Origin of the sequence: Pseudoalteromonas sp. 2CM37A, from assembly GCF_023161885.1 — a bacterium.
In the GTDB taxonomy this organism is placed as follows: Bacteria; Pseudomonadota; Gammaproteobacteria; order Enterobacterales; family Alteromonadaceae; genus Pseudoalteromonas; species Pseudoalteromonas atlantica.
This window is the reverse complement of sequence record NZ_JALNTJ010000001.1, coordinates 74,527-97,704: the sequence shown is the minus strand read 5'-3', so window position 1 is coordinate 97,704 and position 23,178 is coordinate 74,527. Positions and strand designations below refer to the sequence as shown.

Genomic DNA, 23,178 nt, shown 5'->3' with positions numbered 1-23,178 from the left:
ATGGAGCACTAAATGGCGTTTGAGCAATGGGCAGCCTTGCCGTGGGTAAAATCTCAAAAAGATAAAATTCAATGGGGGCAGCTAACTGGCAGTGCACTAAGTATAGCCATTGCAGAAGGTGTAAAACAGCAAAACGATTTAGTGCTTATAGTTACGCCAGATACGCCAAGCGCATTACGGCTTGAAACCGAGCTCGAATACTTATTGCCAGATAACCCGGTAATGGTATTTCCTGATTGGGAAACCTTGCCGTATGACCATTTTTCTCCGCACCAAGATATTATTTCAGCGCGCTTAGCCACTTTAAACACTTTAAAAAACGAGCAGCAAAGCGTACTTATAGTGCCTGTATCTACGTTAATGCTACGTACTGCGCCTGCTTCGTTTATTTATGGCTCTACCCTTAATTTTAAAGTAGGCGATAAGCTCGACACCCATAACCTGCGCAGTAATTTAGAACAAGCAGGGTATTTAAACGTACAACAGGTAATGGAGCACGGCGAATACGCAATACGCGGCTCTATTGTTGATTTGTACCCAATGGGCAGTGTGCACCCATTTAGGCTCGACTTTTTTGACGATGAACTCGACTCTATTCGTTTATTTGACGTAGAAACCCAGCGCTCAGATGAAAAAGTAGAGAAAATTGAGTTACTTCCCGCGCATGAATTTCCAACCAACGAAGCAGACGTTGAGCGTTTTAGAATAAATTATCGCGATAAATTTGGTGCCAGCTCAGAGCAAGACTCAGTTTACATGCAAGTAAGCAAAGGTACTTGGCCTGCCGGTATTGAATACTACATGCCGCTGTTTTTTGAAAAGCTTGCCACCATTTTTGATTACTTGCCAAACACCACTACGGTTATGCAACTAGGTGATTTAGAACACGCCGCAGATACCTTTTGGCACGATGTAAACGTACGCTACGAAAACCGTAAAGTAGATCCCCTGCGTCCATTACTGGCGCCCAGCGAGTTGTATCAACCTATTAATGAGTTGTTTTCTAATTTAGGTGAGTTTTCACGAATACGCTTATCGCAAGCTAAATTACCCACTAAAGCAGGCAATAAAAACTTAAATGTGAGCGAGCTGCCCGCAGTAAGAATCGATCATAAACAACACGAACCCTACGGCGCATTTATTAACTATGTGGCAGAACAAAAAAAGAAAAAAAGCCGTATTCTATTAAGTGTTGAGTCTGATGGTCGCCGCGAGTCTTTATTAAGCGTGCTTAAGCCAAGCGGCTTAAAGTTTAAAGAATTTGAAAGCTTACAGCAGTTTACACAAAGCCAAAGCGATGTAGGCTTAATTGTAAGCCCTCTTGAGCAAAGTGTTGTACTGGGTACAAAACCGAGCCTTTCTATTATTACCGAGCAAGAGCTGTTAGGTATTAAGGTGTCGCAACGCAGGCGCCGTAAACATAAATACGAAGCAAGCCAAGATGCGTTAATTCGTAACTTAGCCGAGCTTAAAGAGGGCCAGCCAATTGTTCACCTTGATCACGGTGTTGGTCGCTATCAAGGCCTGCAAACAATTGACGCGGCAGGGGTAATCACTGAGTTTGTTACCATTACCTATGCCGGTGAAGCAAAACTGTATGTGCCGGTATCGGCACTGCATATGCTAAGCCGTTATTCAGGCGGTGAAGAAGCAAGCGCCCCGCTTCATAAACTTGGCTCAGATGCCTGGGAGAAAGCCAAAAAGCGGGCCGCCGAAAAAGTACGCGACGTAGCCGCGGAGCTGTTAGATATTTACGCACAGCGCCAAGCAAAACCAGGTAACAAATTTGCACTCGATGGGCAAAGCTATCGCCAATTTAGCGACAGCTTTCCATTTGAAGAAACCGACGATCAGCGTAATGCCATTGAAGCCGTACTTGGTGATATGCAATCAAAACTTGCTATGGACCGATTAGTGTGTGGTGATGTAGGCTTTGGTAAAACAGAAGTGGCTATGCGCGCCGCGTTTGTAGCAGTTAACGATAACAAACAAGTAGCCGTATTAGTACCAACCACCCTGCTGGCTCAGCAACATTATGAAAACTTTAAAGACCGCTTTGCCGATTTCCCTATCGAAGTGGGAGTGTTGTCGCGCTTTAATTCGACTAAAGAGCAAAAAGACACGCTTGAAAAAATGGCCGACGGTAAACTTGATATCGTTATTGGAACACATAAGTTAATTCAGCAAGATATTAAATTTAACGACTTAGGTTTACTAATTGTTGATGAAGAGCACCGCTTTGGTGTGCGCCAAAAAGAAAAAATAAAGTCATTACGTGCTGATGTAGATATATTAACGCTTACAGCAACGCCTATTCCGCGTACTTTAAATATGGCGATGAGCGGCATGCGTGATTTATCAATTATTGCCACCCCACCTGCTAAGCGTTTAGCAGTTAAAACCTTTGTACGCCAACGCGACAGCGACTTAATACGCGAAGCCATACTGCGTGAAATTAAACGCGGCGGTCAAGTGTACTTTTTGCATAACAATGTTGAGACTATTGAGCGAGTCTCGCAAGAGATCAGCGAATGGGTGCCAGAGGCTAGTGTCACCTCTGCTCATGGGCAAATGCGCGAGCAAGAGCTTGAGCAAATAATGACTGACTTTTATCATCAAAAATACAATGTACTGGTATGTACCACCATTATCGAAACCGGTATTGATGTGCCTACTGCTAATACTATTATTATGGACAGAGCCGATAAACTTGGCCTTGCGCAATTACACCAATTACGCGGTCGTGTTGGGCGAAGCCACCACCAAGCGTATGCTTATTTATTAACCGGCGATGCTAAAGCACTTTCTAAAGATGCCACCAAACGCTTACAAGCAATTGAGTCGTTGGAAGATTTAGGCGCAGGTTTTGCCCTTGCCACACATGATTTAGAAATACGTGGTGCGGGTGAGCTATTAGGCGACGATCAATCAGGGCAAATGCAAACTATTGGCTTTAGCTTGTATATGGAAATGCTAGAGCAAGCGGTTAATGCCCTTAAAAATGGTAAAGAGCCAACGCTTGAAAACCTGCTTCAGCAGCAAACTGAAGTTGATTTAAAACTCCCTGCCTTACTACCTGATGATTACATACACGATGTTAATGCGCGTTTAGGTATGTACAAGCGCATTGCAAGTTGTGCTAACCTTGCCGATATGGACGAATTACAAGTAGAGCTAATAGACCGCTTTGGTTTATTACCTGATGCCACTAAAAACCTATTTAGTATGCAGCAACTCAAAATGCGTGCCAGCGATTTAGGAATTACAAAAATAGAGGCAAACCCTAAAGGGGGCTACTTTGAATTTAGCCAAAATACGAAGGTTAATCCTAGCTTCATCATAGGCTTGATACAAAGTGCACCCCATGTGTACAAAATGGATGGCGCAAATAAATTGCGCTTTGCGATTAATGAGGTAAACCCTCGTGAACGCTTAAAAATGGTCACTGCAATGATTGCAGATTTCGAAAAAAAGGTTAGCCATTAATGTTGCTAAAAAAATCGCTTATCGTGTTATGTTGCTTATTTAGCAGCACCGCATTTGCAGAACGTTGGTTTGAAGTAGAAGTGCTGGTATTTAAACAGCGCCCTGCCCCCTATTTACAAGAAGACTTTAGCTTAAAGCACGAGCCCATTAAGGCGAAAAATACGTTAGAGTTACTCACCCCTTTATACACAGAGCAAGCTATGCAGGCATGTATAGATGGCGATAGTCGCTTTCAAAAACGCTCGTTTACCGATTCTTTAGTTAATGCCAATCCACAATCGGGTGTGTGTGATAACAGTATCGACTTTATGCAAAGTTACGACGAGTTGCCCGTTACGCCATTAGCACCGGCACAAGATACAATGGATGAGCCCTATTTACTCGCACCAGAGCAATTACAATTTACTGCCCAGCGCCGCGCTTTAGACAGAAAAGGTTTAGCCCCGCTACTACATACCGGCTGGCGCTTTGAAGGGGCAAGTAAATCGCGTGCGCCTAGCATACATTTAATTTCTGGGGATCATATAAAACGCGACGTTAACACTACGCCTAATTATTCAAATCCCGACTTTATTAGCTTAGTACAAAGTAAGCCACAGCTATTTGATACCTCAGAGCAGCCCCTAAGCTATTGGGAGCTAGATGGTTTATTTAAAATACATTTACGCCACTACCTTTACATAACCGCTGATTTTGACGTAAACGAAAAACTACCTAATGGGGATATAGAATCGGCCCGCTTTTCACAATTTAAACGTGTAATTAGTGGTGAAATCCATTACTTTGATCATCCTCGTATGGGCATGATTGTACAAATACGAAAGTATAAACACTAAATCAATAGGACATAACAATGAAAAAACTCCTGATCATCGCAGCAACGCTAAGCCTGGCAGCTTGTTCAAAAGTAAGCCTAGAAAACTACGAAAAAATTGAAGTTGGCATGGATAAAGCCGAAGTAGAAGCTATTTTAGGCTCAGCTGATAACTGCGTAGAAAAAACCCTACATACTAATTGTGTATGGGGTGATGAGTCTAAAAACATAGAAATAACACTCGTTTCAGACAAGGTAACTATTTATTCGAAGCACGGTATAACACAGTAATACTGCGCTAAATTAGGTAAATTTACATGACACTAAGGGATAGCCGTTGCTATCCCTTTTTTATTTTCTATTTTTTAGAGTAAATAAGTTCAATATTAACTATTTTACTGCGATTAAGGGTTATTTTGTAACGCTGGTATAAAGTTCTTTCCTCGTCTTTTAATACCATTACTAAATTTAACTGGTAGCGCCTTTCAACCGCTTGCTTTGATATTTTATTACCATCTAAATGATACAGCTTGCCCTCGCCGCGTTTTAAATACCGTGCAAAGGGCGCCAAATTAAAACGCATACTTTGCTGTAGAGTATCGTAGCCTGGTAAAAACTCTTTAGCTGAAACACGTGTTTCACTGGCAAAATGCAGCCACTGCGCGGCTAGCTTGTTTTGCTGACGCCTTTTTGAAAATATTGTTTTTACTTCACTAGGGATTTTTTTAAAACGCATATATTCAAGCCACACAAACTGACTTGCAACGCGGTCTTTAGTGATACTGTTTTTAAATACAAACCGCCATTTAGGCCGCCCGCGCACAATAGCGCGCCAAATTACCCGTGTAATGTCTTCTTTAAATATTTCTCGCAAGCCGTAAATAACCCCTAATATTAAAATAAGGGTAGCGGTCACTTCGGTAAAGGTTGAGCGCGCGTTAAGTATAACCACCATTACAAATGCCATAATGACAGCTGTAACCGTGCCTTTTACTAAACGCTTTAGGTAACTATTTAAATAACGCGTATTGCGATGCAAAATAACGCCGTGCTCTATTAGGCGCTGCAGTAAACGCATTTTATTTGTTATGCGGTTACCATCTTGCAACGTGGTTTCTGAGTTGTAATTTTGCTCAAACCGGTATGTATTTTCGTTTTTACAAAATTGCAGTAAGTCGTTGCGCTCTTTCGCAAAGTCACTGCTGCGCGGGCCTTCATCTAATAGCTTTAAAAACGACTGCTCAACATGCCAACTTAAATAGTTATCGGCATTGGTGTAAAACGGCACCAGCTTTTCATCATCGGGGGTATATCTGCGCAGCTTTTTTAGCAGCCCTTCACTTTGCTCAAACAGCTCTTGTGCACGGGCATAAAAAGCATCCACTTCTTGAATTTTTAATGCATCTTTAATATCAGCGTCGAGCGCTAAACGCACCTGATAACAGTACAAATTAAGGTTCTGGCGGTAATCTTGTTGCTCACCTTTGTTTTTACTAACAAAGCGGCTACGCACTAAGGGTAAGTGTATGTTTTTAGCGTTATAAGCTAAGTGCGATTTAAAGTGGTTATTAAAATAAGATTCTTCACTGAGGGTTTGCACGTTTATACCCATTTCATTGGGTATAGAAAAATACAGGTCGATACGCTGCTCAGAGCGCGGGGATAACTCTGGTTCTATGACAAAAGATAAATTTTCGTCTTGTTTTATCAAACAACTCTCCTTTTATTGAGTGTATAAGTGTACTGGTCTCCTTAATTTTGTTCAATAAAAAAGGCCCAGTAAACACTGAGCCTTAATACGATTAATGTGCTAATTAAAACTTAACGTTTACACCAGCAAAGAAACGACGGCCTAGTACATCGTATGTGTACGGGTCAGTGTTAGAATCGTTGTTACCTGTGTAGTAAGGAGGTTGCTTATCAAATAAGTTGTTGATACCCGCAGATAGAGACAGGCTATCATTAACTAAGAAGCTACCGCTAATATCGTGATAAACGACAGAAGGAGTCGTAGGTGCATAACAGCTGTCAGCATCATCTAAACAAGAGTAGCTATCCATACCAGCAATATAACGCGCTTGATACTGTGCATCCCAACGATCGCCTGATACATTTAGTGTTAAATTAGATTTAATATCTGCATACCCACCAGAACCTGATGTAATAAGACCCGCATAATCTACTGTCTCATCAAGTACAGTAACTACATATTCATCTAAATAAGTTGTATCTAAACCGGCTTTCCAATTTAAGCCAGCTGCTTCGAAGCTATACGCTAAGTTTAAATCGATGCCAGATGTTTCCTCTGCACCAATATTTTGTAGCTGGTTATTAAACTTAACTCGACCAGTCGCATCCATTGACACATTAGAAGATTGGCATAAAGCAGAGCTTGAATTACCAGCATTATTTAAACATTGATCAACAATGTATTGATTATCAACAGACGCAATTGCATTCTCAATTTCGATTTTGTAATAATCCAATGTCATCGAGAAGCCATCAAGCCACTGCGGCTCATAAACAATACCTGCCGTTAGTGTATCTGCTTCTTCAGGTGTTAATTGGTCATTACCACCTACAGTTACTTCTGCCTGCTCCTGAGCGCCAGGGTAACTAATTTGCTCGAAAGAAGGTGAATTACCAGAATAAAGTTCAGATACTGTTGGAGCACGGAAAGCTGTAGAAACTACACTACGCAACATTAATTCGTCATTTACTTTCCATGTAAGACCTAGTTTCCATGTTTCATCAGAACCAAAAGTACTGTAATCAAAAGCACGAATTGCAGCACTTAGCTCTACATTTTGAGCAAAAGGCGCATCTGCAAGTAATGGGATAGCAAATTCCACATAAGCTTCATTTACATCAAAACCACCTGATGTTGGTTCTACCATAGGATCATTAGCTAAGCCTTGAGCTGTAAGCGAGTCAGGCGTATACCACGCCTTTTCTTGGCGACGTTCAACACCTGCTGCAAACGCTGCATAACCAGCTGGCATTTCAAACATTTCACCTGAAACAGATGCTGCTAAGATAAATAACTGACTACCACCATTGTTTACTTCAGTGTAAACATTTTTACGGAAATCTTCAGATGTCCATGCATTTTGATCAAGTGGGTTGAAAGTTCCCTCTAAGATCTGATCTTGAATGGCACCCATATTATGAAGATTACTTAGCTTATCAACTGAATCGTTACGACCAAAGTTAGCTGATATGTCCCAAGAGTAATCACTAATGAAACCCTGAGCACCAACAACAGCTCTTACTGTATCAACTGACTGTTCAAAATAACGTGCACCTGTATCAGACATGCGACGTCCGTAAGAAATTTTATCACCGTATTGGTAGTTAGTTTCTTGCGTGACGTAATTTCCATTTGCATCTTTATCTAAGTAGCCATCGCCATCTAAGTCAACACGATTATCATAGCTTTGACTTAGAAGTGAATCACCCATATCTTCTGTATATTCAAAATCAAACCATACTGGCTGAGGCGCCATTTGCTGCTCTGACCAACGTTTAGTATAAGTAAACTCAGCAAATAAACTTGTGTCATCAGATAGCTCGTAAGTAGCAAGACCAGTTAAGTTTAAGCGCTCCATTGGCGTGTAAAGATAGCTTGAAGGAGAATAGTTGTAAGCGTCTTCATTAGTGTAACGATGATAATCGCCACCACGACCAGTAACACCAGAGTCATCAATTAATGAAACACTAATATCTTCGCCACTACCATCAACGGTGGTACCTTTTTCACCATTACCGTTCCAAATGTGACCGCCTTCGTTATATGAAGACCCTGTACAGTAAAGTCCGTTAGAGCCTTCAGCAAGTGGGCAGTTAGAAAAGCTACGATCAGCCTGCGATGCTTTACCACGGTCAGTGTACTGCATACCGATAACAATATTACCTTTATCGAATGAAGTACCTACAGTGAAGTCAACTGAATTTTCTGTAGCATCGCCTTCGCCAGTGATTGCTGTGTTAGCATTCATGTCTAGGCCTTCGAAATCATCTTTTAAAATGATATTAACAACACCAGCAACCGCATCAGTACCATAAACAGCAGATGCCCCATCTTTAAGTACTTCAACCGATTTAATCATAGAAACAGGGATAGTATTTAAATCGACAGTTGAAGCAGCGCCTGTGCCTGAGTTGATCATACGACGGCCATTTACAAGTACTAATGTACGTTGTGAACCTAAACCACGTAAATCAATAGAAGCATTACCACCCGAACCATTGTTAATACCTGGGTTGGTCATTGCACCGCCAGTGGCAGTCATTTTTTGTAATACGCTATCGATGCTTGTTGCACCCATTGCTTTAATATCGTCTGCACCAATTAATGTAACTGGACTGGCGTTTTCCATATCCGAACGCTTAATGCGAGAACCCGTTACTTGAATTTTTTCAATAGCGTTTGCGCCATCTTCAGCCGCTACTACTTGCATACTTGAGAACATTGGGATTGCTGCGATTACAGCTAAACCAAGAGTTGATTTTTTCATGAATAAACCCTACTTGTTGGAAATTTACCTTGATTGGTAATGCTCACTTTTTATAAGAATTGTGAGTCAGGGGGGCAACTTAGGCTGAGTTAACTGAACAAAAACTTAACGAAAGATCGTTATATATACAGCGCCAAAAAAGAATAACCAAAAGAGGTACAAAGGTTATAACTTGTTGCAGTGTTAACTAAAAAAAACAATTAAAAATCATAAATATACAATCAAAAGAAAGTAATTAAAACACACCTGAAATCAAAGTTATGCAGATTGTAATCAAATGTAATTAATGGATAAATATACCCTTTTTAGAAAAATTAACATATTAATCACAGCGCATTAGTAAAACCGTAAAGCTGTAATAAAATTAATAACCATAAATATGCAGATTTACCGCTTAAATAGTCTTATTAAGCTATTTATTTAGTTTTTTTGGTAATATTTTTTGTTCAGCGAGACTTCAACGTTTGCTCGGATCGGGAGGAGTTATTTGATTTAGCAAATCATTAGAGGGTCTTAATTTGAGGGCGTTTAACTTTATTAAAATAGTTATCATGAAACTAAGCAGGATTTACTTTTTTACATGCTCAGTAATGCAAGTAATATGCTTTTACTATAAACATGACGGAGCCCCCTATTGGCGTAAGGCAATTCACTCCATAACAAGAACGAGTAAGCACACCAACATAAAGCAGGTGAGAATGAAAAAAAAGGTTACAGCATACAAGGCAGCAAAGAGGTTTAAATGGTTAGTGCTTTAAATACAATTTTATACACCTGCTATTGCCATATATAAGACGTACCGCTAAATAGTAATGCCTTATTATAGTAATACCTTATTAATAGCTGACTTTTGTTATGCGCCAGCTAAAAAAATGATTAGCAGGAAAAAGGTACCTTAATACGTTACATAAAAATTATAAAAGTGAGTGATTTGCTCACCAGTTTGAACATTGCTTAAATTAAGCACCAGTTGCCACAGCATATTTTTCTCAGAGCATATGCCCACCATAGTGTCACTTTTATAAATAGTTGCTTCTTTAGTGAACTTTTGCGGAATAAAACCCATATACATGGTTATACTTTCAAGCTTAGCGTTATCTATTTTTAGGTGGGCGGGTAAATCAAGGTAAATACTAAAGGGGGTTTCGGGGGTAATATTTTTATCACTTAACCATACTTTAACACCGGTATTATAAATACAGCGCTGATTCGTGTCGCAATTTGTTTTTAACAGTGCTTTTTGATCTTTTTGGTTGGCATTGTCACAGCCTGTTAATACAAAAAACAGCATTAAAAACAAAGATAATCTATATATATGCATAACAAATCCGCGCTAAATAAAAACAAATCTTAATTAGCATGCTTTGAAATAACAATAGCCAGTGTGATGTTTGGTTAATATAGGTACAATCTGTATCAAAAAATAAACAACAAACTCACAAACTTTGATTGATGTCATAATTTTATGTAATTGACCTATCTTTTTTAGGCCAAAAAATTTATCATTTCACCCGCAAAAAATAAGGGTTTCTCGAGTTTGTTTTCTGAAGCATTCAGGCTTTGAACGTTTTAGGTAATACGCTTGGGGAAAATAGTAGGCCCCACTTTAAACGGTGGGTAATTCATTTCTAAACGCATTTATTGCAGCGGAAGCCAGAAAATGAGCCAAACAGTAGCATCACAAACTGAGTATAACTATAAAGTTGTACGCCAATTCGCTATTATGACAGTGATTTGGGGCATCGTTGGCATGAGTATTGGGGTTCTGATTGCTGCCCAATTAGCTTGGCCAGCACTTAACTTTGATACACCATGGTTAACATACTCTCGACTACGTCCGTTACACACGAACGCAGTAATTTTCGCATTTGGTACCAGTGCACTTTTTGCGACGTCTTATTACGTCGTTCAACGTACTTGTCAAACGCGCCTTTTCTCAGACAAACTCGCCGCTTTTTCTTTTTGGGGTTGGCAGCTTGTTATTGTATTAGCCGTAATTACATTACCACTGGGTATTACTAGCTCTAAAGAATATGCAGAGCTTGAGTGGCCAATCGATATTTTAATCGCGGTAGTATGGATAGTTTACGCAGTGGTATTTTTTGGTACGCTGATCAAACGTAAAGTATCGCACATCTACGTTGCTAACTGGTTCTACGCTGGCTTTATTATTACTGTTGCAGTGCTACACATTGTAAACAGCATGGCAGTGCCTGTGTCGTTAACTAAATCATACTCAATCTACGCAGGTGCGGTAGATGCAATGGTTCAGTGGTGGTACGGTCACAACGCTGTAGGTTTCCTACTAACGGCTGGTTTCTTAGGTATGATGTACTACTTTGTACCAAAGCAAGCAGGTCGCCCAGTTTACTCTTACCGTTTATCGGTAGTTCACTTTTGGGCACTTATTTCACTTTACATTTGGGCAGGTCCTCACCACCTTCACTACACTGCGCTTCCTGATTGGACGCAAAGTTTAGGTATGGTTATGTCTATTATCCTATTTGTACCGTCTTGGGGTGGTATGATTAACGGTATAATGACGCTTTCTGGCGCTTGGCATAAGCTACGTACCGACCCAGTACTGCGTTTCTTAGTTGTTTCATTGTCTTTCTACGGTATGTCTACGTTTGAAGGCCCAATGATGGCAATTAAATCTGTAAATGCATTATCTCACTACACAGATTGGACTATCGGCCACGTACACTCAGGTGCACTAGGTTGGGTTGCGATGATTTCAATTGGTGCTATTTACCACCTTATCCCTGCGTTATTCGCACAAGGTCGTATGTACAGCGTTAAATTGGTTAACACGCACTTTTGGTTACACACAGTAGGTGTTGTACTTTACATTGTTGCAATGTGGATCTCAGGTGTTATGCAAGGTCTAATGTGGCGCGCAGTTAACTCTGACGGTACATTAATGTACAGCTTTGTTCAGTCTTTAGAAGCATCACATCCTTTCTATATCATGCGCTTTGTAGGCGGTGTATTCATCGTTACAGGTATGTTAGTTATGGCTTACAACGTTCTGCGTACAATTTCAGCTGAGAAAGAATCACTGAAGTTAGACGCGCAAGCACAATTAGCATAACGGAGTGAGATGATGAGCAATAAAAATTCACAAAACAAACATGAAATAGTAGAAAAGAACGTTGGCCTAATGGCTATTCTGACTGTTTTTGCTATTAGTTTTGGTGCATTAGTTGAAATTACTCCGCTAATGTTCCAAGACGATACAACAAAACCTGTAGAAGGTTTGCGCCCACTTAACGCGCTTGAAATGGAAGGTCGTGACATTTATGTACGTGAAGGTTGTTATAACTGTCACTCACAAATGATTCGTCCTTTTCGTGATGAAGTTGAGCGTTACGGTCACTACTCTGTAGCGGGCGAATCAGTATGGGATCACCCTTTCCAATGGGGTTCTAAACGTACTGGTCCTGACCTTGCACGTGTAGGTAACCGTTACTCGGACGATTGGCATTATGCACACTTAGTTGACCCACGCGCCGTGGTTCCTGAGTCGAACATGCCAGGTTTTCCTTGGTTAGCAGAGACAAAGGTTGATACCAGCCTGACTCTGAAAAAACTACAAATTTTCCGTGATACTTTTGCTATTAACCCAGAAAACCCTAAACACCCGGGTTTAGGTTATGGCAGCGACGAAGAGCTACAAGCAGATGTTGATAAAGTTAACGCTATGAATAACGGCGAAGGCGCAACAGAAATGCAAGCCCTAATCGCGTATTTACAGCAACTTGGCACCCACTTGAAGTAATTATTATGGATTACGGAACATACAGAGGCATTTTGACTCTGGTAATTTTAGTATTGTTTATTGTGATTGTTGTATGGGCATACAGCAAGCGTAGCAAAAATCGTTTTGATGACGCTGCTAATGCCATTTTCGAAGATGAAAAAAAACATAACAACACACTCTCTAACGAGGAAAAGGAGTCTGAAAAATGACTAGCTTTTGGAGTATTTGGGTTATTGTATTAACCCTAGCCTGCTTAATCATCATTTTTAGCTTATTAGTTTGGAACCTTAAAAACTATGCTGGCGTAAAAGAAGGTGAAGACTGCGGACATGAATATGACGGCATTACCGAACTAAATAATCCACTACCAAAATGGTGGACGTACATGTTCTTCGCAACATTTATTTGGTCGGTATATTACTTAGCAGCTTATCCAGGTTTAGGTAACTGGGAAGGCTTAGGTAAATGGACAAGCTCTAACCAAGGTATTACCTCTTTAGCTGAATCTAAAGAAGCTACGGCTAAAGCAAAAGAAGAAGGCCGCTATGTAAAGCTTGATAAAGAATACGAAGCAGCACAAGAGCGCTTTGGTCCTATTTTTAACAAGCTTGCACAAGTACCAGTATTAGATTTAGTTAACTCTAAATTTGAAGGTGATGCAGCGCAGCAAGTAGCCCTTGAAAATGGCGAAAAGCATGAACAAACAGACGGCCAGTTAGCACTTGAAATTGGTCAGCGTTTATTCTCGCAAAACTGTGCGCAATGTCATGGTTCAGATGCACGTGGTGCAACTGGCTTCCCTAACCTAACTGATAAAGATTGGTTATACGGTGGTTCACCAGACAAAATTAAAGAAACACTTCTTTATGGTCGTGTAGCAGCAATGCCTTCTTGGAGTGCAGCACTTGGTGAGCAAGGCGTTAAAGAAATGACAGCGCACGTACTTAGCTTGTCTGGTCGTACTGTTAACCAAAAAGATGCCGCTGCAGGTGCCGCTAAGTTTGCGATGTGTGCCGCGTGTCACGGTGCAGATGGTAAAGGCTCTGTTGCACATAACTTACCGTTTGGTGCACCAAATCTTACAGATAACATTTGGTTATACGGTGGCTCTCAACGCGCTGTTGAAGAAACCCTTAACCATGGCCGCGCCGGTGTAATGCCAGCATGGAAAGACATTTTAGGTGAAGATAAAATTCACCTGTTAACTGCTTATGTTTACAGTTTATCGCAAGATAAATAAACACCGAGTTAACTATTAATTAATCTTTTTATTTCAACAGATTAATCCAGATCAAAAAAGCCTCCAGTCGGAGGCTTTTTTTTAGTCTTTTACAAATATTTGCTATAAAATAGCCCTACCTAAACTAATTTTAGAGCAACTATGCAACCTACTCCGTGGTATAAAAATTTTTGGCCTTGGTTTTTAATCTTTTTTCCGCTAGCGGCCATTATTGGGTGCATAACCTTAATTATTACTGCTGTGGGCAACGGCCCAGATATGGTGGTTGATGATTACTATAAAAAAGGCAAAGCAATAAACTTAGAACTTACTAAGTTTGAAAAAGCCAAAGCTCTGTTTTTACATGGCAAGCTTAATGTTACAAACGAGCGTGCCAGTTTTGCCTTTACCAAAGGCGATTATAGTAACGTACACGCTTTAAAGCTGTCTTTTTATCATCGCACCATCAAAGCGCATGACTTTGAAGCAACGCTTACCCCTAATGCAAATAAAGAATTTACTGCCCTTTTAGATAACTACACACCAGGTGCTTACTCTGTATTTATAGAGCCGGTGGATGATAGTTGGAAGTTAAAAGAAAACATTACTCTTCCTACAGAGCAGCCTTTGTTAGTTACCCCAAATTATAAGTAGCCACCACTATGAGCGTTTCTTGCTTTCATTGCCTTGAAAGTGTGCCAAATGGATTTCGCGCAACCGTAACAATAGATAACACGCCACAGCCTATGTGCTGTATTGGTTGCCAAGCAGTTGCGCAAAACATTGTTGACCAAGGCATGACCGACTATTACAAATACCGCACCGTACGCGCTGGTAAAGTAGAGCAGTTAGTCCCTGAGCAACTCGCGTTTATTAAAAGCTACGACAACGAAGACATACAAGATGAGTTTATAGCCACAACCGATAACTTATCCCAAGTACTTTTAAGTGTTGAAGGCATTACCTGCGCCGCGTGTGCATGGCTTATCGAAAAGCAATTACTTAGCTTAAAAACGGTAAAGCGCGTTGATGTTAATACCTCAACTAACCGTGCCATGATCCAATGGGATAAAACCCAAACCCCGCTGAGCGAAATTATTACTTCCTTAGCCAAAATTGGCTATAAAGCTTACCCGTTTCAAGCTGATGACGAAGCCCAACAAAAGCAACAAACAGCAAAAGCCTATATACGCCGCTTAGGTGTTGCAGGGCTGATGACCATGCAAGTGATGATGTTTGCCTTTGCCATGTACTTTGGCATGTTCTCGGGTATGGATAATAACTTTGAGCAATACTTTAGGTGGATAAGCCTAGTGCTTGCCTCCCCCGTTATTTTATACAGCGCATTACCCTTTTTAACTAATGCTATAAATGGCTTAAAAGCAAAACAGTTAAATATGGACTTACCTGTTTCGTTGGCTATTTTTGGTGCGTATAGCGCCAGCTGTTATGCCACATTTATGCAAGTAGGCGAAGTGTATTTTGAATCGGTATGTATGTTCACCTTTTTATTATTATTAGGTAAATACCTCGAATTTAGAGCCCGATTAAAAGCCAGCGAGTTTACCGCCAACTTACAAAAGCTGCTGCCTTTAACCGCCCGCACCCTTGATGATAACGGCCAAGAGCATATTATTGCTGCAAAAAAACTTAAGCTGAATGATGTTGTACTCATAAAAGCTGGCGAAACTATTCCCGCTGACGGAGAGCTTATCAAGGGGCAAACAAGCGTTGATGAGTCGATGATGACCGGTGAGCATCAGCCCGTTAATAAGTTTATTGGCCACAATGTGTATGCCGGGTGTGTTAATCATGATGGCGTAATAGAAATAAAAATAAATAAAATTGGCCAAAACACCCTACTAAACCAAATTATACACTTACAACACACTGCGCTTACCAAGCGCCCTAAACTGGTAGAAATTACCGATAAAGTTGCCCAGTGGTTTATTGCCTGCTTGCTAGTTTTTGCCTCTATAACGGCCATTGGTTGGTACCAAATTGACCCAGAGCACGCGTTTTGGATCACTATTTCTGTATTGGTTGCCACTTGCCCTTGCGCACTTAGCCTTGCTATACCTACCGCATTAACATGCGCTGTAGCCACGCTCACCCGCAAAGGGGTGCTAATTAAACAAGCACATGTGCTCGAAACCCTCTCGCAATTAACGCTGTTTGCCTTTGATAAAACAGGCACCCTCACACAGGGTAAATTTAGCTTAGATGCCATTGATATACTCGATGATACAATCTCTAAAGAGCAAGCGCTTAATATTGCAGCCCAGTTAGAGCGTTATTCTGAGCATCCCATAGCCAGTGCATTTAATAAATACGCCACCACCGAGCTTGCCCTTACAAACATTACTGTACACCCAGGTATGGGCATTAGTGCACAAAGCGCGGATGAACATTACGCTATTGGTAAAAGCGGCTGGTTTGACAGTAAAAAAACAAATGCCCAAGCAAGCCTATTTATAAATAAACGCGTAGTTGCTCGTTTTTACTTTATAGATAAAGTAAAACCCGGTGCCAGTGAGCTTATAAGTACCTTACAAGCACAAAACTTGAGCTGTCATATGCTCACAGGCGATGCATCAGATGCTGGGCAGAAAATAGCAAAACAATTAAAGCTCAACAGCAGCCAAAGCGCCCTGTCGCCTAAAGATAAACAAACCGCCGTGGAGCAATGGTCATCACAAAACGAAGTAGTTGCCATGGTAGGCGATGGCATTAACGACAGCCCAGTATTTGCCAGTGCCCATTTATCCATTGCAATGGAAACCGGAGCCGACATTTCTAAAAACAGTGCCGATGTAGTGCTGTTAAACAGTGATTTAGCCTCAATTGCGCACTTACTCAATGTTGCTAAGCAAACCAGGCGAATCATTAAGCAAAACTTGGCGCTGTCTTTGTTGTATAATGCTTCTATTTTACCGCTTGCAGCGCTTGGGCTTGTTGCCCCGTGGATGGCCGTTATTGGTATGTCTGCCAGCTCAATTATTGTGATTAGTAATTCACTAAGGCTTTTAAAGTTATGAGCATAATTTATATTTTAATCCCGATTGCCATATTATTTGTGATTATTGCCATTGGCGTGTTTTTTTGGGCCGTTAAAAGCGAGCAATTCTCTGATTTAAACAAACAAGGTCATAGTATTTTGTTTGAAGATGATAAAGAACAGCACAACAAAAGTAATGATTGACCCACTTTACACCAGCGCCTTTTTAATGGGCTTAATTGGTAGCGGGCATTGCCTTGCCATGTGCGGTGGTATTGCCAGCTCATTGCAATTGGCCAGTAACAAGCGCCAATCTGTTATTTATTCATTTGCTTATAACATTGGCCGAGCGTGTAGTTACATGCTGGCTGGCGCACTCGTTGCGGGTATAAGTAGCCAATTTGCAAAACAAAATACGTTTTTTTCTGTAACCCTTTCATTCATTGCGGCTATTTTTATGCTGCTGGTAGGCGTGTATATAATGCGCTTAGGCCCCACTTTGCAATGGCTTGAAAAAATAGGCAAAACACTTATTTGGCAACATATAGTTAAGCTGAATAAATATTTAATGCCAGTAGATTCAACAGCTAAAGCATTGGGTTACGGCGCATTGTGGGGGTGGCTACCCTGTGGTTTGGTTTATTCAGCGCTCACATGGGCAATGACCAGCCCTAGCGCATTTGATGGTGCCTTAGTGATGCTTTGTTTTGCGCTTGGCACCTTTCCGGCCATGATCACCTTAGGCCTAGCCGCCCAAAAACTTAATAGTGTTATTAACCACCCATGGACGCGAATTGTGTTAGGCAGTATTATAATTTGGTATGGTATGTACCTGTTGATCATTGCCACCGACAAATTAGTACATTAATCGTCAGCTGTATTAAGACACTCGGCTTATTTTCATTGCTGTGTATAAAAATTAAAACGGATTAAATTATGGATTTCTCTCAAAGTCGCGCTAAAAGTAATTGTGCAATTAGCTGTAACAACTGCAGCATCAGCCAATTGTGTTTGCCGTTTTCGTTAAATGGCCAAGAAATGGATAAACTTGACGAAATCATTGAGCGCAAAAAGCCCCTGCACAAAGGCGACTACTTGTTTGAATCCGGTGCTGCGCTTAATGCAATTTATGCAGTACGCTCAGGCTCATTTAAATCGTACACATTGTCTGAACAAGGTGATGAGCAAATTACCGGTTTTCACTTAGCCGGCGATTTAGTCGGCTTTGATGCTATTAGTAAAATGGCTCATCAGAGCTTTTCGCAAGCACTTGAAACATCAATGGTCTGCGAAATCCCGTTTGATACACTCGATGAGTTAGCAGGTAAATTACCCAAACTTCGCCAACAAATTATGCGTTTAATGAGTAGCGAAATTACCTACGATCAAGAAATGCTGCTACTTCTTAATAAAAAATCGGCAGAAGAGCGCCTAGCGAGCTTTATTTATAACCTTTCGGAGCGCTTTGGCGAGCGCGGATTTTCGCGTAAAGAGTTTAGATTTACCATGACTCGTGGTGAAATAGGTAACTACTTAGGCCTAACCGTTGAGACCATCAGCCGCTTATTAAGTCGTTTTCAAAAAGCCGATTTAATAAAGGTAGAAGGTAAATTTATTACTATTTTAGACAATGACGCACTTGCCAAAACGGCAGCAATAATTAAGCCTTGCTAAGCTAATAGTTGTTGTAACTTTGATTTAGAACAACAATTTGTGTGCTACCCCTTTAACTGCTGTGTATTTACGTTACACTGAAAGTAAGTTAAAAAGGGAGTAGCATATGAACACTATTAAACGTATTTTAGCCGTTATTGATCCCACTAAGGATGACCATCACGGTTTAGCTCGCTCGATTGATTTAGCCAAAAAGTCAGGCGCCAGTATTACCGCCTTTATGACTGTTTACGACTTTTCTTACGAAATGACCACCATGTTATCGTTTGAAGAGCGCGAAGCAATGCGAAAAGCCGTTATAAACGATAGAGAATTATGGCTTAAGGATATAATTTCTACCTACCCAGATGTAAATATCACCACCCAGGTGGTCTGGCATAACCGCCCTTTTGAAGCCATTATTAATACCGTTATTGAACAAGAATACGATTTAGTTGTTAAAAGTACCCATCAGCATGGTGCGCTAAAATCGGTTATTTTTACCCCTACCGACTGGCACTTAGTACGTAAATGCCCCACACCTGTGTTATTTGTAAAAGAAATGGCCTGGCCTGAGCAAGGTAATATTTTAGCCGCAGTCAATGCGGTTAGTGAAAACGATGAGCATGTAGCCCTTAATAAACGCATTATTAAAGATGCACAATTTTTATGTGAACTTGCCAACGCTAAACTTAACTTAGTTAATGCCTACCCCGCTACACCCATTAATATTGCCATAGAGATACCAGAATTTAACCCTGGGCTTTATAACGAATCTGTAAAAAAACATCATATAGAATCCACCAACGAGCTTGCTAAAACTTTTAGTTTAACTAATGAGCAATGCTTTATAGAAGAAGGCCTACCGGAGGATGTGATCCCCGATGTGGCAAATCGCTTAAATAGCGAACTGGTGGTGATTGGCACCGTAGGGCGTACGGGGCTAAGTGCCGCATTGGTTGGCAACACTGCCGAGCACGTAATTGATAGCCTAGATTGCGATGTCTTGGCATTAAAACCTGATGGCTACGTAAGCCCGCTTGCCAAAAGTTAAACAAAGCCTTAACTAGCGCTTTAATACCCATAGTACTTGGGTATATAATACGCCCCTTTATTTTCAGCAAATAATTTGCCGCATTGTTTTATAAGGGGGCGTAGTGTCTCACTCAGCTCAAGCCAAAGCTCAATACAACTTAAATAAGCTACAAAAGCGTTTACGCCGTCTTACAGGCCAAGCCGTCATGGACTTTAACATGATAGAAGAAGGCGACCGTATAATGGTATGCCTATCGGGTGGTAAAGACAGTTACACCATGCTTGATATGCTTAAACATTTAAAGCGTGTGGCGCCCATTAAATTTGATTTATTTGTTGTTAATCTCGATCAAAAACAACCAGGCTTTCCTGAACACGTTTTACCTGAGTACCTTGATAAACAAGATATTGAATACAAAATTGTAGAAGAAGACACCTACAGCATTGTTACCGATATCATCCCAGAGGGCAAAACCACGTGTTCGCTTTGCTCACGCTTACGTCGTGGTATTTTGTACCGTACAGCCAAAGAAATGGGCGCAACTAAAATTGCCCTTGGCCATCATCGCGATGACATGATCGAAACACTCTTTTTAAACATGTTTTACGGCGGTAAACTTAAAAGCATGCCGGCTAAGCTAATGAGCGATAACGGCGAGCATATGGTTATTCGTCCGCTCGCTTATTGCAAAGAAGCCGATATAAGTAAATACGCATTTAGCCAAGGCTACCCTATTATTCCGTGTAACTTATGTGGCTCACAAGAAAACCTGCAACGTAAACACACTAAAAACATGCTAGCGCAATGGAATAAAGACCACCCTGGGCGTATTGAGAGTATTTTTACTGCAATGCAAAATGTGGTGCCTTCGCATTTAGCCGATACAGAACTATTTGACTTTGAAAACCTAAAAACCGGCGACGTTATTGATGGCGGCGATATAGCACTCGATAAACCAGATATACCTAACGCGCCTGTCAGCGATGAAGATGAAAACCAACAGCAACAAGCTGATGTGGTTACTATTAACCTAAGCTAAGCTAACGGTTTTAAAAATACAGTTAAGGGGCTACTCGCCCCTTTTTTTATACTCATTAATCCTGCTAAGCGCCTTTATCAGCTAACCCTTTTAAAAACTCTAAACTCATTCTCTCTTGCTCGTTTGCTTGATAAGGCAACTGTTGCAAACTATCGTAGGCAAAATCTGTAATTTCAAACTCAGTAATCTCACTGCTACCAAAACTATTACGCTCACCTGGGCTTGGCGACATGCGCTCTATCACAAAGTCACTTAAACGCATGTTAACCACCCCTTGTGGTAATACCGACCAATGCGCCTTTAAATCCACCGTTTGACTGCCTTGTGAAAGTTTCTTTTTAGTCACCAAATGTGCAAGTGGGGTCGTATCACTGTATAAATTAGCTCTAATTCTATATAAGCCACTTTTAAGCACTTTTAAATGAGCTGTGGCTATCATGTTTTCGTTTTGTGCATAGGCATTATCAAAATCAATAAGCGTCGCACTGGGCGGCATATACTGTATTTGCGCTACTGCAGGTACCTTTTTACCTGCAACATTTGCCTCTACGAATAGCTGTAAATTTCGCGGGTAGTCTTCACTGGCTTTAAATTTAACCGTAGCTTCACCCTGCCGAGCTGTGGTGGTTTTTGAACTGATTGACGCTTTGGTATCGGTATTGCTTAGCGCTACATTTACCTCTGCTAGGTTTTGCGCAGCAATATTAACGGTTATTTCTTGCGGGTATACAAACCGATATTTATCTAAACTAACAACGAGAGCATTTCCCGCATCGTCAATGGGGCTTGTAACTGGGTAAAACTGATTAGGCTTTAAACGGTCTTCATCAAGTGCGCTTAAAGGCTGCGAATAAGGCGGGTATTTTAGTGCGCTTTGGTATTGCATTGCCACATGCTCAGCAGCACTGGCTAAGTGCTGATCATAATGTATTTTGGGTGGGCTTTTTGCCTGTTTTTGTTTTGGCACATCAATGGTTATTACCGTGTTTTTATCTGGGCTTGCTGGATCTGTCTTGTTTTTTATTGCCAGCGCAGCGGGAGGCTCAAGCGTTTTAACTTCATTTTTATTTGTAAACCACAGTAAAAACATCGCAATACTGACTACAGCGGCACCAATGTAAAACTTTTTCATGTTGCATCAATCCTTTAAAAGCGTGCAGCAAATAACTACACGCTCTAGCGTTTAATACCTAACGCGTTTATAAAATTTAGGTACTTATTAAGGGATCACGTTATAAATAAGTGCCGAGGCACTTTGTGTGTTTGAATCCTTAATATAGCGGTAGTGTTTTTTCCAAAACCAAGTACCCGTTGTTTTATCAAATGTGTTAAAGCCAACATTTTGACCATCTACATTTATATTGTTCATGGCAATTGTGACATTCCCTTTGCGCTGCGCATTATGGATCTCGTTGTGGCTGTAACTGTCGCTCATCATCATTGGATAATGGTGCGGCATAAAGCTATTAACGGCATCGCCTTGTGATTTTAACTGGCCATTAGTATCAATACTGCTACTGCAACTGCCAAACGATTTAGCTGCGCTTGCTCCACACGATGAATGCGATGCCACCACCGAATCATCATTACCTTTTAAAAATCCGCCCGTTAAACCTAGGTACTCATTACCATCGGCTACAAAACGTAAACGCGGCGTACGCGCATCTGGAAACGGCGAAATTTTGCGTGCGTTATTTACTTTTAAATCGTGTAATACGCCCACCGCTTCTGTCACATCGCTGCCTAACCACCATTTGAGTGCAGCATCCACTGCAAAGTTCCATGCTGCGCCAGTTAAAGCACTTACGGCAATATCGGCAAGCTCGCTGCCGCCCCCTGCTCCCGCTAAATCAAAGGTCGCCACAATATTAAGTGGTGTAAGGCCTGCATTTTCAAGCCAATTAGCTTGGTTATCAATAATATGACGAGCAACTAAATCGCCTGTTGAATGCGTTACTAGCACACAGCCATCAGCACATAAGTTAGAACGCGATATTTGCTTTAATTTAGGCCATACCCAATCGGTCGCAATTTTATCTTCAATGCGCTCATAGGCAGGCCAATCAATACGTTCATCAGCACGGTTATTCCAATAGGTTTGCCAATAGGTTTCACCGTCGTGTATTACATCGCTGCCCGACTTATTGGTTATTTGCGATACCTGCAAGCCGTGGATCAGTATAATTTTGTGATCTTTACTCAGTGCAGAAAAGCTCATTAAAAACGCAGCGCTGGCAAAAAGTAGATATTTAAGTGTGTGTGTTCGTTTAGAGTTGTTCATATAAATCCTTAATGTGTTCAGTGTTTTATTTTTATGCCTATGTACTTAAGGTATTCATTTACACATGTGCAGGCGCACATGCATTGACCAGTATTAGGAACAACGCTCAAAAATACAACAATTTATTATCATTTAAATTCTGTTAAATCTATATTGACTGTATATTCAATTACTTAAATTTAAATAATTGCAATATTTAGGACTGTAACGATTCTATAACAATAGAATTACCATCTATTTTTAACACTTTGGTGAATGAATTAATGTATACTTAAATATATTTTTCTTTTTTAAAATGACTAATATTTACTAGTAATCTAAGTCACTAATAAATCTACTCTTTTAAGAGAAGCTTACATTAATAAAAGCTAT

Annotated in this window: 19 protein-coding genes; 14 read left to right on the top strand and 5 right to left on the bottom strand. The window is 40.7% G+C overall.

Annotation, left to right across the window (positions count from 1 at the left end; all coding sequences use genetic code 11):
• The first annotated feature begins 12 nt into the window (after nt 1-12).
• From mfd to MTF68_RS00400, 3 genes are read left to right on the top strand one after another with little or no spacing between them, the layout of a single operon-like run.
• Nucleotides 13-3,486, top strand: a complete 3,474-nt coding sequence (gene mfd, locus MTF68_RS00410; protein WP_054982347.1) for a transcription-repair coupling factor — start codon at nt 13-15, stop codon at nt 3,484-3,486.
• Nucleotides 3,486-4,322 carry a peptidoglycan binding protein CsiV gene (locus MTF68_RS00405; protein ID WP_248461313.1) on the top strand — a complete coding sequence of 279 codons (837 nt, stop codon included), beginning with the start codon at nt 3,486-3,488 and terminating at the stop codon, nt 4,320-4,322. The genes mfd and MTF68_RS00405 overlap by 1 nt, the downstream gene beginning before the upstream one ends.
• A gap of 17 nt (nt 4,323-4,339) precedes the next feature.
• Nucleotides 4,340-4,591 (top strand): hypothetical protein, encoded by a 252-nt coding sequence (locus MTF68_RS00400; protein ID WP_004588905.1) that lies wholly within the window; start codon nt 4,340-4,342, stop codon nt 4,589-4,591.
• A 67-nt stretch (nt 4,592-4,658) separates the two neighbouring features.
• Here MTF68_RS00400 and MTF68_RS00395 read toward each other — a convergent pair whose 3' ends face one another.
• The 3 genes from MTF68_RS00395 to MTF68_RS00385 form a co-directional block, all read right to left on the bottom strand.
• Nucleotides 4,659-6,011 (bottom strand): hypothetical protein, encoded by a 1,353-nt coding sequence (locus MTF68_RS00395; protein ID WP_024032591.1) that lies wholly within the window; start codon nt 6,009-6,011, stop codon nt 4,659-4,661.
• Nucleotides 6,012-6,114: 103 nt separating this feature from the next.
• Nucleotides 6,115-8,817, bottom strand: coding sequence for a TonB-dependent receptor (locus MTF68_RS00390; RefSeq protein WP_248461312.1), 2,703 nt, complete (start codon nt 8,815-8,817; stop codon nt 6,115-6,117).
• 895 nt (nt 8,818-9,712) lie between these two features.
• Complete coding sequence (locus tag MTF68_RS00385; RefSeq protein ID WP_054982344.1) at nt 9,713-10,138, bottom strand: hypothetical protein; 426 nt, start codon at nt 10,136-10,138, stop codon at nt 9,713-9,715.
• Nucleotides 10,139-10,477: 339 nt separating this feature from the next.
• Here MTF68_RS00385 and ccoN point away from each other — a divergent pair, with 339 nt between their 5' ends.
• The 11 genes from ccoN (at nt 10,478) to ttcA (ending at nt 20,525) form a co-directional block, all read left to right on the top strand.
• Nucleotides 10,478-11,911, top strand: a complete 1,434-nt coding sequence (gene ccoN / locus MTF68_RS00380; RefSeq protein ID WP_004588826.1) for a cytochrome-c oxidase, cbb3-type subunit I — start codon at nt 10,478-10,480, stop codon at nt 11,909-11,911.
• A gap of 12 nt (nt 11,912-11,923) precedes the next feature.
• Nucleotides 11,924-12,598, top strand: coding sequence for a cytochrome-c oxidase, cbb3-type subunit II (gene ccoO / locus MTF68_RS00375; protein ID WP_004588825.1), 675 nt, complete (start codon nt 11,924-11,926; stop codon nt 12,596-12,598).
• Between the two features lie 5 nt (nt 12,599-12,603).
• On the top strand, nt 12,604-12,789 hold the full coding sequence (locus MTF68_RS00370) for a CcoQ/FixQ family Cbb3-type cytochrome c oxidase assembly chaperone (RefSeq protein ID WP_004588824.1): 186 nt from the start codon (nt 12,604-12,606) through the stop codon (nt 12,787-12,789).
• Nucleotides 12,786-13,820 (top strand): cytochrome-c oxidase, cbb3-type subunit III, encoded by a 1,035-nt coding sequence (ccoP, locus tag MTF68_RS00365; protein ID WP_054982343.1) that lies wholly within the window; start codon nt 12,786-12,788, stop codon nt 13,818-13,820. Before MTF68_RS00370 ends, ccoP begins: the two co-directional genes overlap by 4 nt.
• Nucleotides 13,821-13,961: 141 nt before the next feature.
• Nucleotides 13,962-14,453 (top strand): FixH family protein, encoded by a 492-nt coding sequence (locus MTF68_RS00360; protein WP_138579714.1) that lies wholly within the window; start codon nt 13,962-13,964, stop codon nt 14,451-14,453.
• 8 nt (nt 14,454-14,461) lie between these two features.
• Nucleotides 14,462-16,837 (top strand): heavy metal translocating P-type ATPase, encoded by a 2,376-nt coding sequence (locus tag MTF68_RS00355; protein WP_248461310.1) that lies wholly within the window; start codon nt 14,462-14,464, stop codon nt 16,835-16,837.
• On the top strand, nt 16,834-17,001 hold the full coding sequence (gene ccoS, locus MTF68_RS00350; protein ID WP_002963071.1) for a cbb3-type cytochrome oxidase assembly protein CcoS: 168 nt from the start codon (nt 16,834-16,836) through the stop codon (nt 16,999-17,001). The genes MTF68_RS00355 and ccoS overlap by 4 nt, the downstream gene beginning before the upstream one ends.
• Nucleotides 16,994-17,665, top strand: a complete 672-nt coding sequence (locus MTF68_RS00345) for a sulfite exporter TauE/SafE family protein (RefSeq protein WP_024032586.1) — start codon at nt 16,994-16,996, stop codon at nt 17,663-17,665. The genes ccoS and MTF68_RS00345 overlap by 8 nt, the downstream gene beginning before the upstream one ends.
• Before the next feature lie 68 nt (nt 17,666-17,733).
• A complete protein-coding gene (locus MTF68_RS00340) occupies nt 17,734-18,471 on the top strand; it encodes an FNR family transcription factor (protein ID WP_096041903.1) in 738 nt (245 codons plus the stop codon).
• A gap of 106 nt (nt 18,472-18,577) precedes the next feature.
• Entirely contained in the window at nt 18,578-19,504 is a 927-nt protein-coding gene (uspE, locus tag MTF68_RS00335; protein ID WP_024032584.1) for a universal stress protein UspE, read from the top strand.
• Nucleotides 19,505-19,607: 103 nt separating this feature from the next.
• Nucleotides 19,608-20,525: a tRNA 2-thiocytidine(32) synthetase TtcA gene (gene ttcA / locus MTF68_RS00330; RefSeq protein WP_029774533.1), complete on the top strand. Its 918-nt coding sequence runs from the start codon at nt 19,608-19,610 to the stop codon at nt 20,523-20,525.
• A gap of 64 nt (nt 20,526-20,589) precedes the next feature.
• Here the strand turns inward: ttcA and MTF68_RS00325 are convergent, their stop codons facing one another.
• A complete protein-coding gene (locus MTF68_RS00325) occupies nt 20,590-21,657 on the bottom strand; it encodes a hypothetical protein (protein WP_248461309.1) in 1,068 nt (355 codons plus the stop codon).
• An 87-nt stretch (nt 21,658-21,744) separates the two neighbouring features.
• Nucleotides 21,745-22,806: a hypothetical protein gene (locus tag MTF68_RS00320; protein ID WP_248461308.1), complete on the bottom strand. Its 1,062-nt coding sequence runs from the start codon at nt 22,804-22,806 to the stop codon at nt 21,745-21,747.
• Between the last annotated feature and the right edge of the window lie 372 nt (nt 22,807-23,178).

What these genes read in the sequence shown, in the direction of transcription:
- MTF68_RS00345 (WP_024032586.1), top strand. Translation starts at nt 16,994, where the DNA reads ATGATTGACCCACTTTACACCAGCGCCTTTTTAATGGGCTTAATTGGT.
- MTF68_RS00385 (WP_054982344.1), bottom strand. Translation starts at nt 10,138, where the DNA reads ATGCATATATATAGATTATCTTTGTTTTTAATGCTGTTTTTTGTATTA.
- MTF68_RS00325 (WP_248461309.1), bottom strand. Translation starts at nt 21,657, where the DNA reads ATGAAAAAGTTTTACATTGGTGCCGCTGTAGTCAGTATTGCGATGTTT.
- ccoS (WP_002963071.1), top strand. Translation starts at nt 16,834, where the DNA reads ATGAGCATAATTTATATTTTAATCCCGATTGCCATATTATTTGTGATT.
- MTF68_RS00370 (WP_004588824.1), top strand. Translation starts at nt 12,604, where the DNA reads ATGGATTACGGAACATACAGAGGCATTTTGACTCTGGTAATTTTAGTA.
- ccoO (WP_004588825.1), top strand. Translation starts at nt 11,924, where the DNA reads ATGAGCAATAAAAATTCACAAAACAAACATGAAATAGTAGAAAAGAAC.
- MTF68_RS00405 (WP_248461313.1), top strand. Translation starts at nt 3,486, where the DNA reads ATGTTGCTAAAAAAATCGCTTATCGTGTTATGTTGCTTATTTAGCAGC.
- mfd (WP_054982347.1), top strand. Translation starts at nt 13, where the DNA reads ATGGCGTTTGAGCAATGGGCAGCCTTGCCGTGGGTAAAATCTCAAAAA.
- MTF68_RS00355 (WP_248461310.1), top strand. Translation starts at nt 14,462, where the DNA reads ATGAGCGTTTCTTGCTTTCATTGCCTTGAAAGTGTGCCAAATGGATTT.
- MTF68_RS00390 (WP_248461312.1), bottom strand. Translation starts at nt 8,817, where the DNA reads ATGAAAAAATCAACTCTTGGTTTAGCTGTAATCGCAGCAATCCCAATG.
- MTF68_RS00400 (WP_004588905.1), top strand. Translation starts at nt 4,340, where the DNA reads ATGAAAAAACTCCTGATCATCGCAGCAACGCTAAGCCTGGCAGCTTGT.
- ccoN (WP_004588826.1), top strand. Translation starts at nt 10,478, where the DNA reads ATGAGCCAAACAGTAGCATCACAAACTGAGTATAACTATAAAGTTGTA.
- uspE (WP_024032584.1), top strand. Translation starts at nt 18,578, where the DNA reads ATGAACACTATTAAACGTATTTTAGCCGTTATTGATCCCACTAAGGAT.
- MTF68_RS00340 (WP_096041903.1), top strand. Translation starts at nt 17,734, where the DNA reads ATGGATTTCTCTCAAAGTCGCGCTAAAAGTAATTGTGCAATTAGCTGT.
- ccoP (WP_054982343.1), top strand. Translation starts at nt 12,786, where the DNA reads ATGACTAGCTTTTGGAGTATTTGGGTTATTGTATTAACCCTAGCCTGC.
- MTF68_RS00360 (WP_138579714.1), top strand. Translation starts at nt 13,962, where the DNA reads ATGCAACCTACTCCGTGGTATAAAAATTTTTGGCCTTGGTTTTTAATC.
- MTF68_RS00320 (WP_248461308.1), bottom strand. Translation starts at nt 22,806, where the DNA reads ATGAACAACTCTAAACGAACACACACACTTAAATATCTACTTTTTGCC.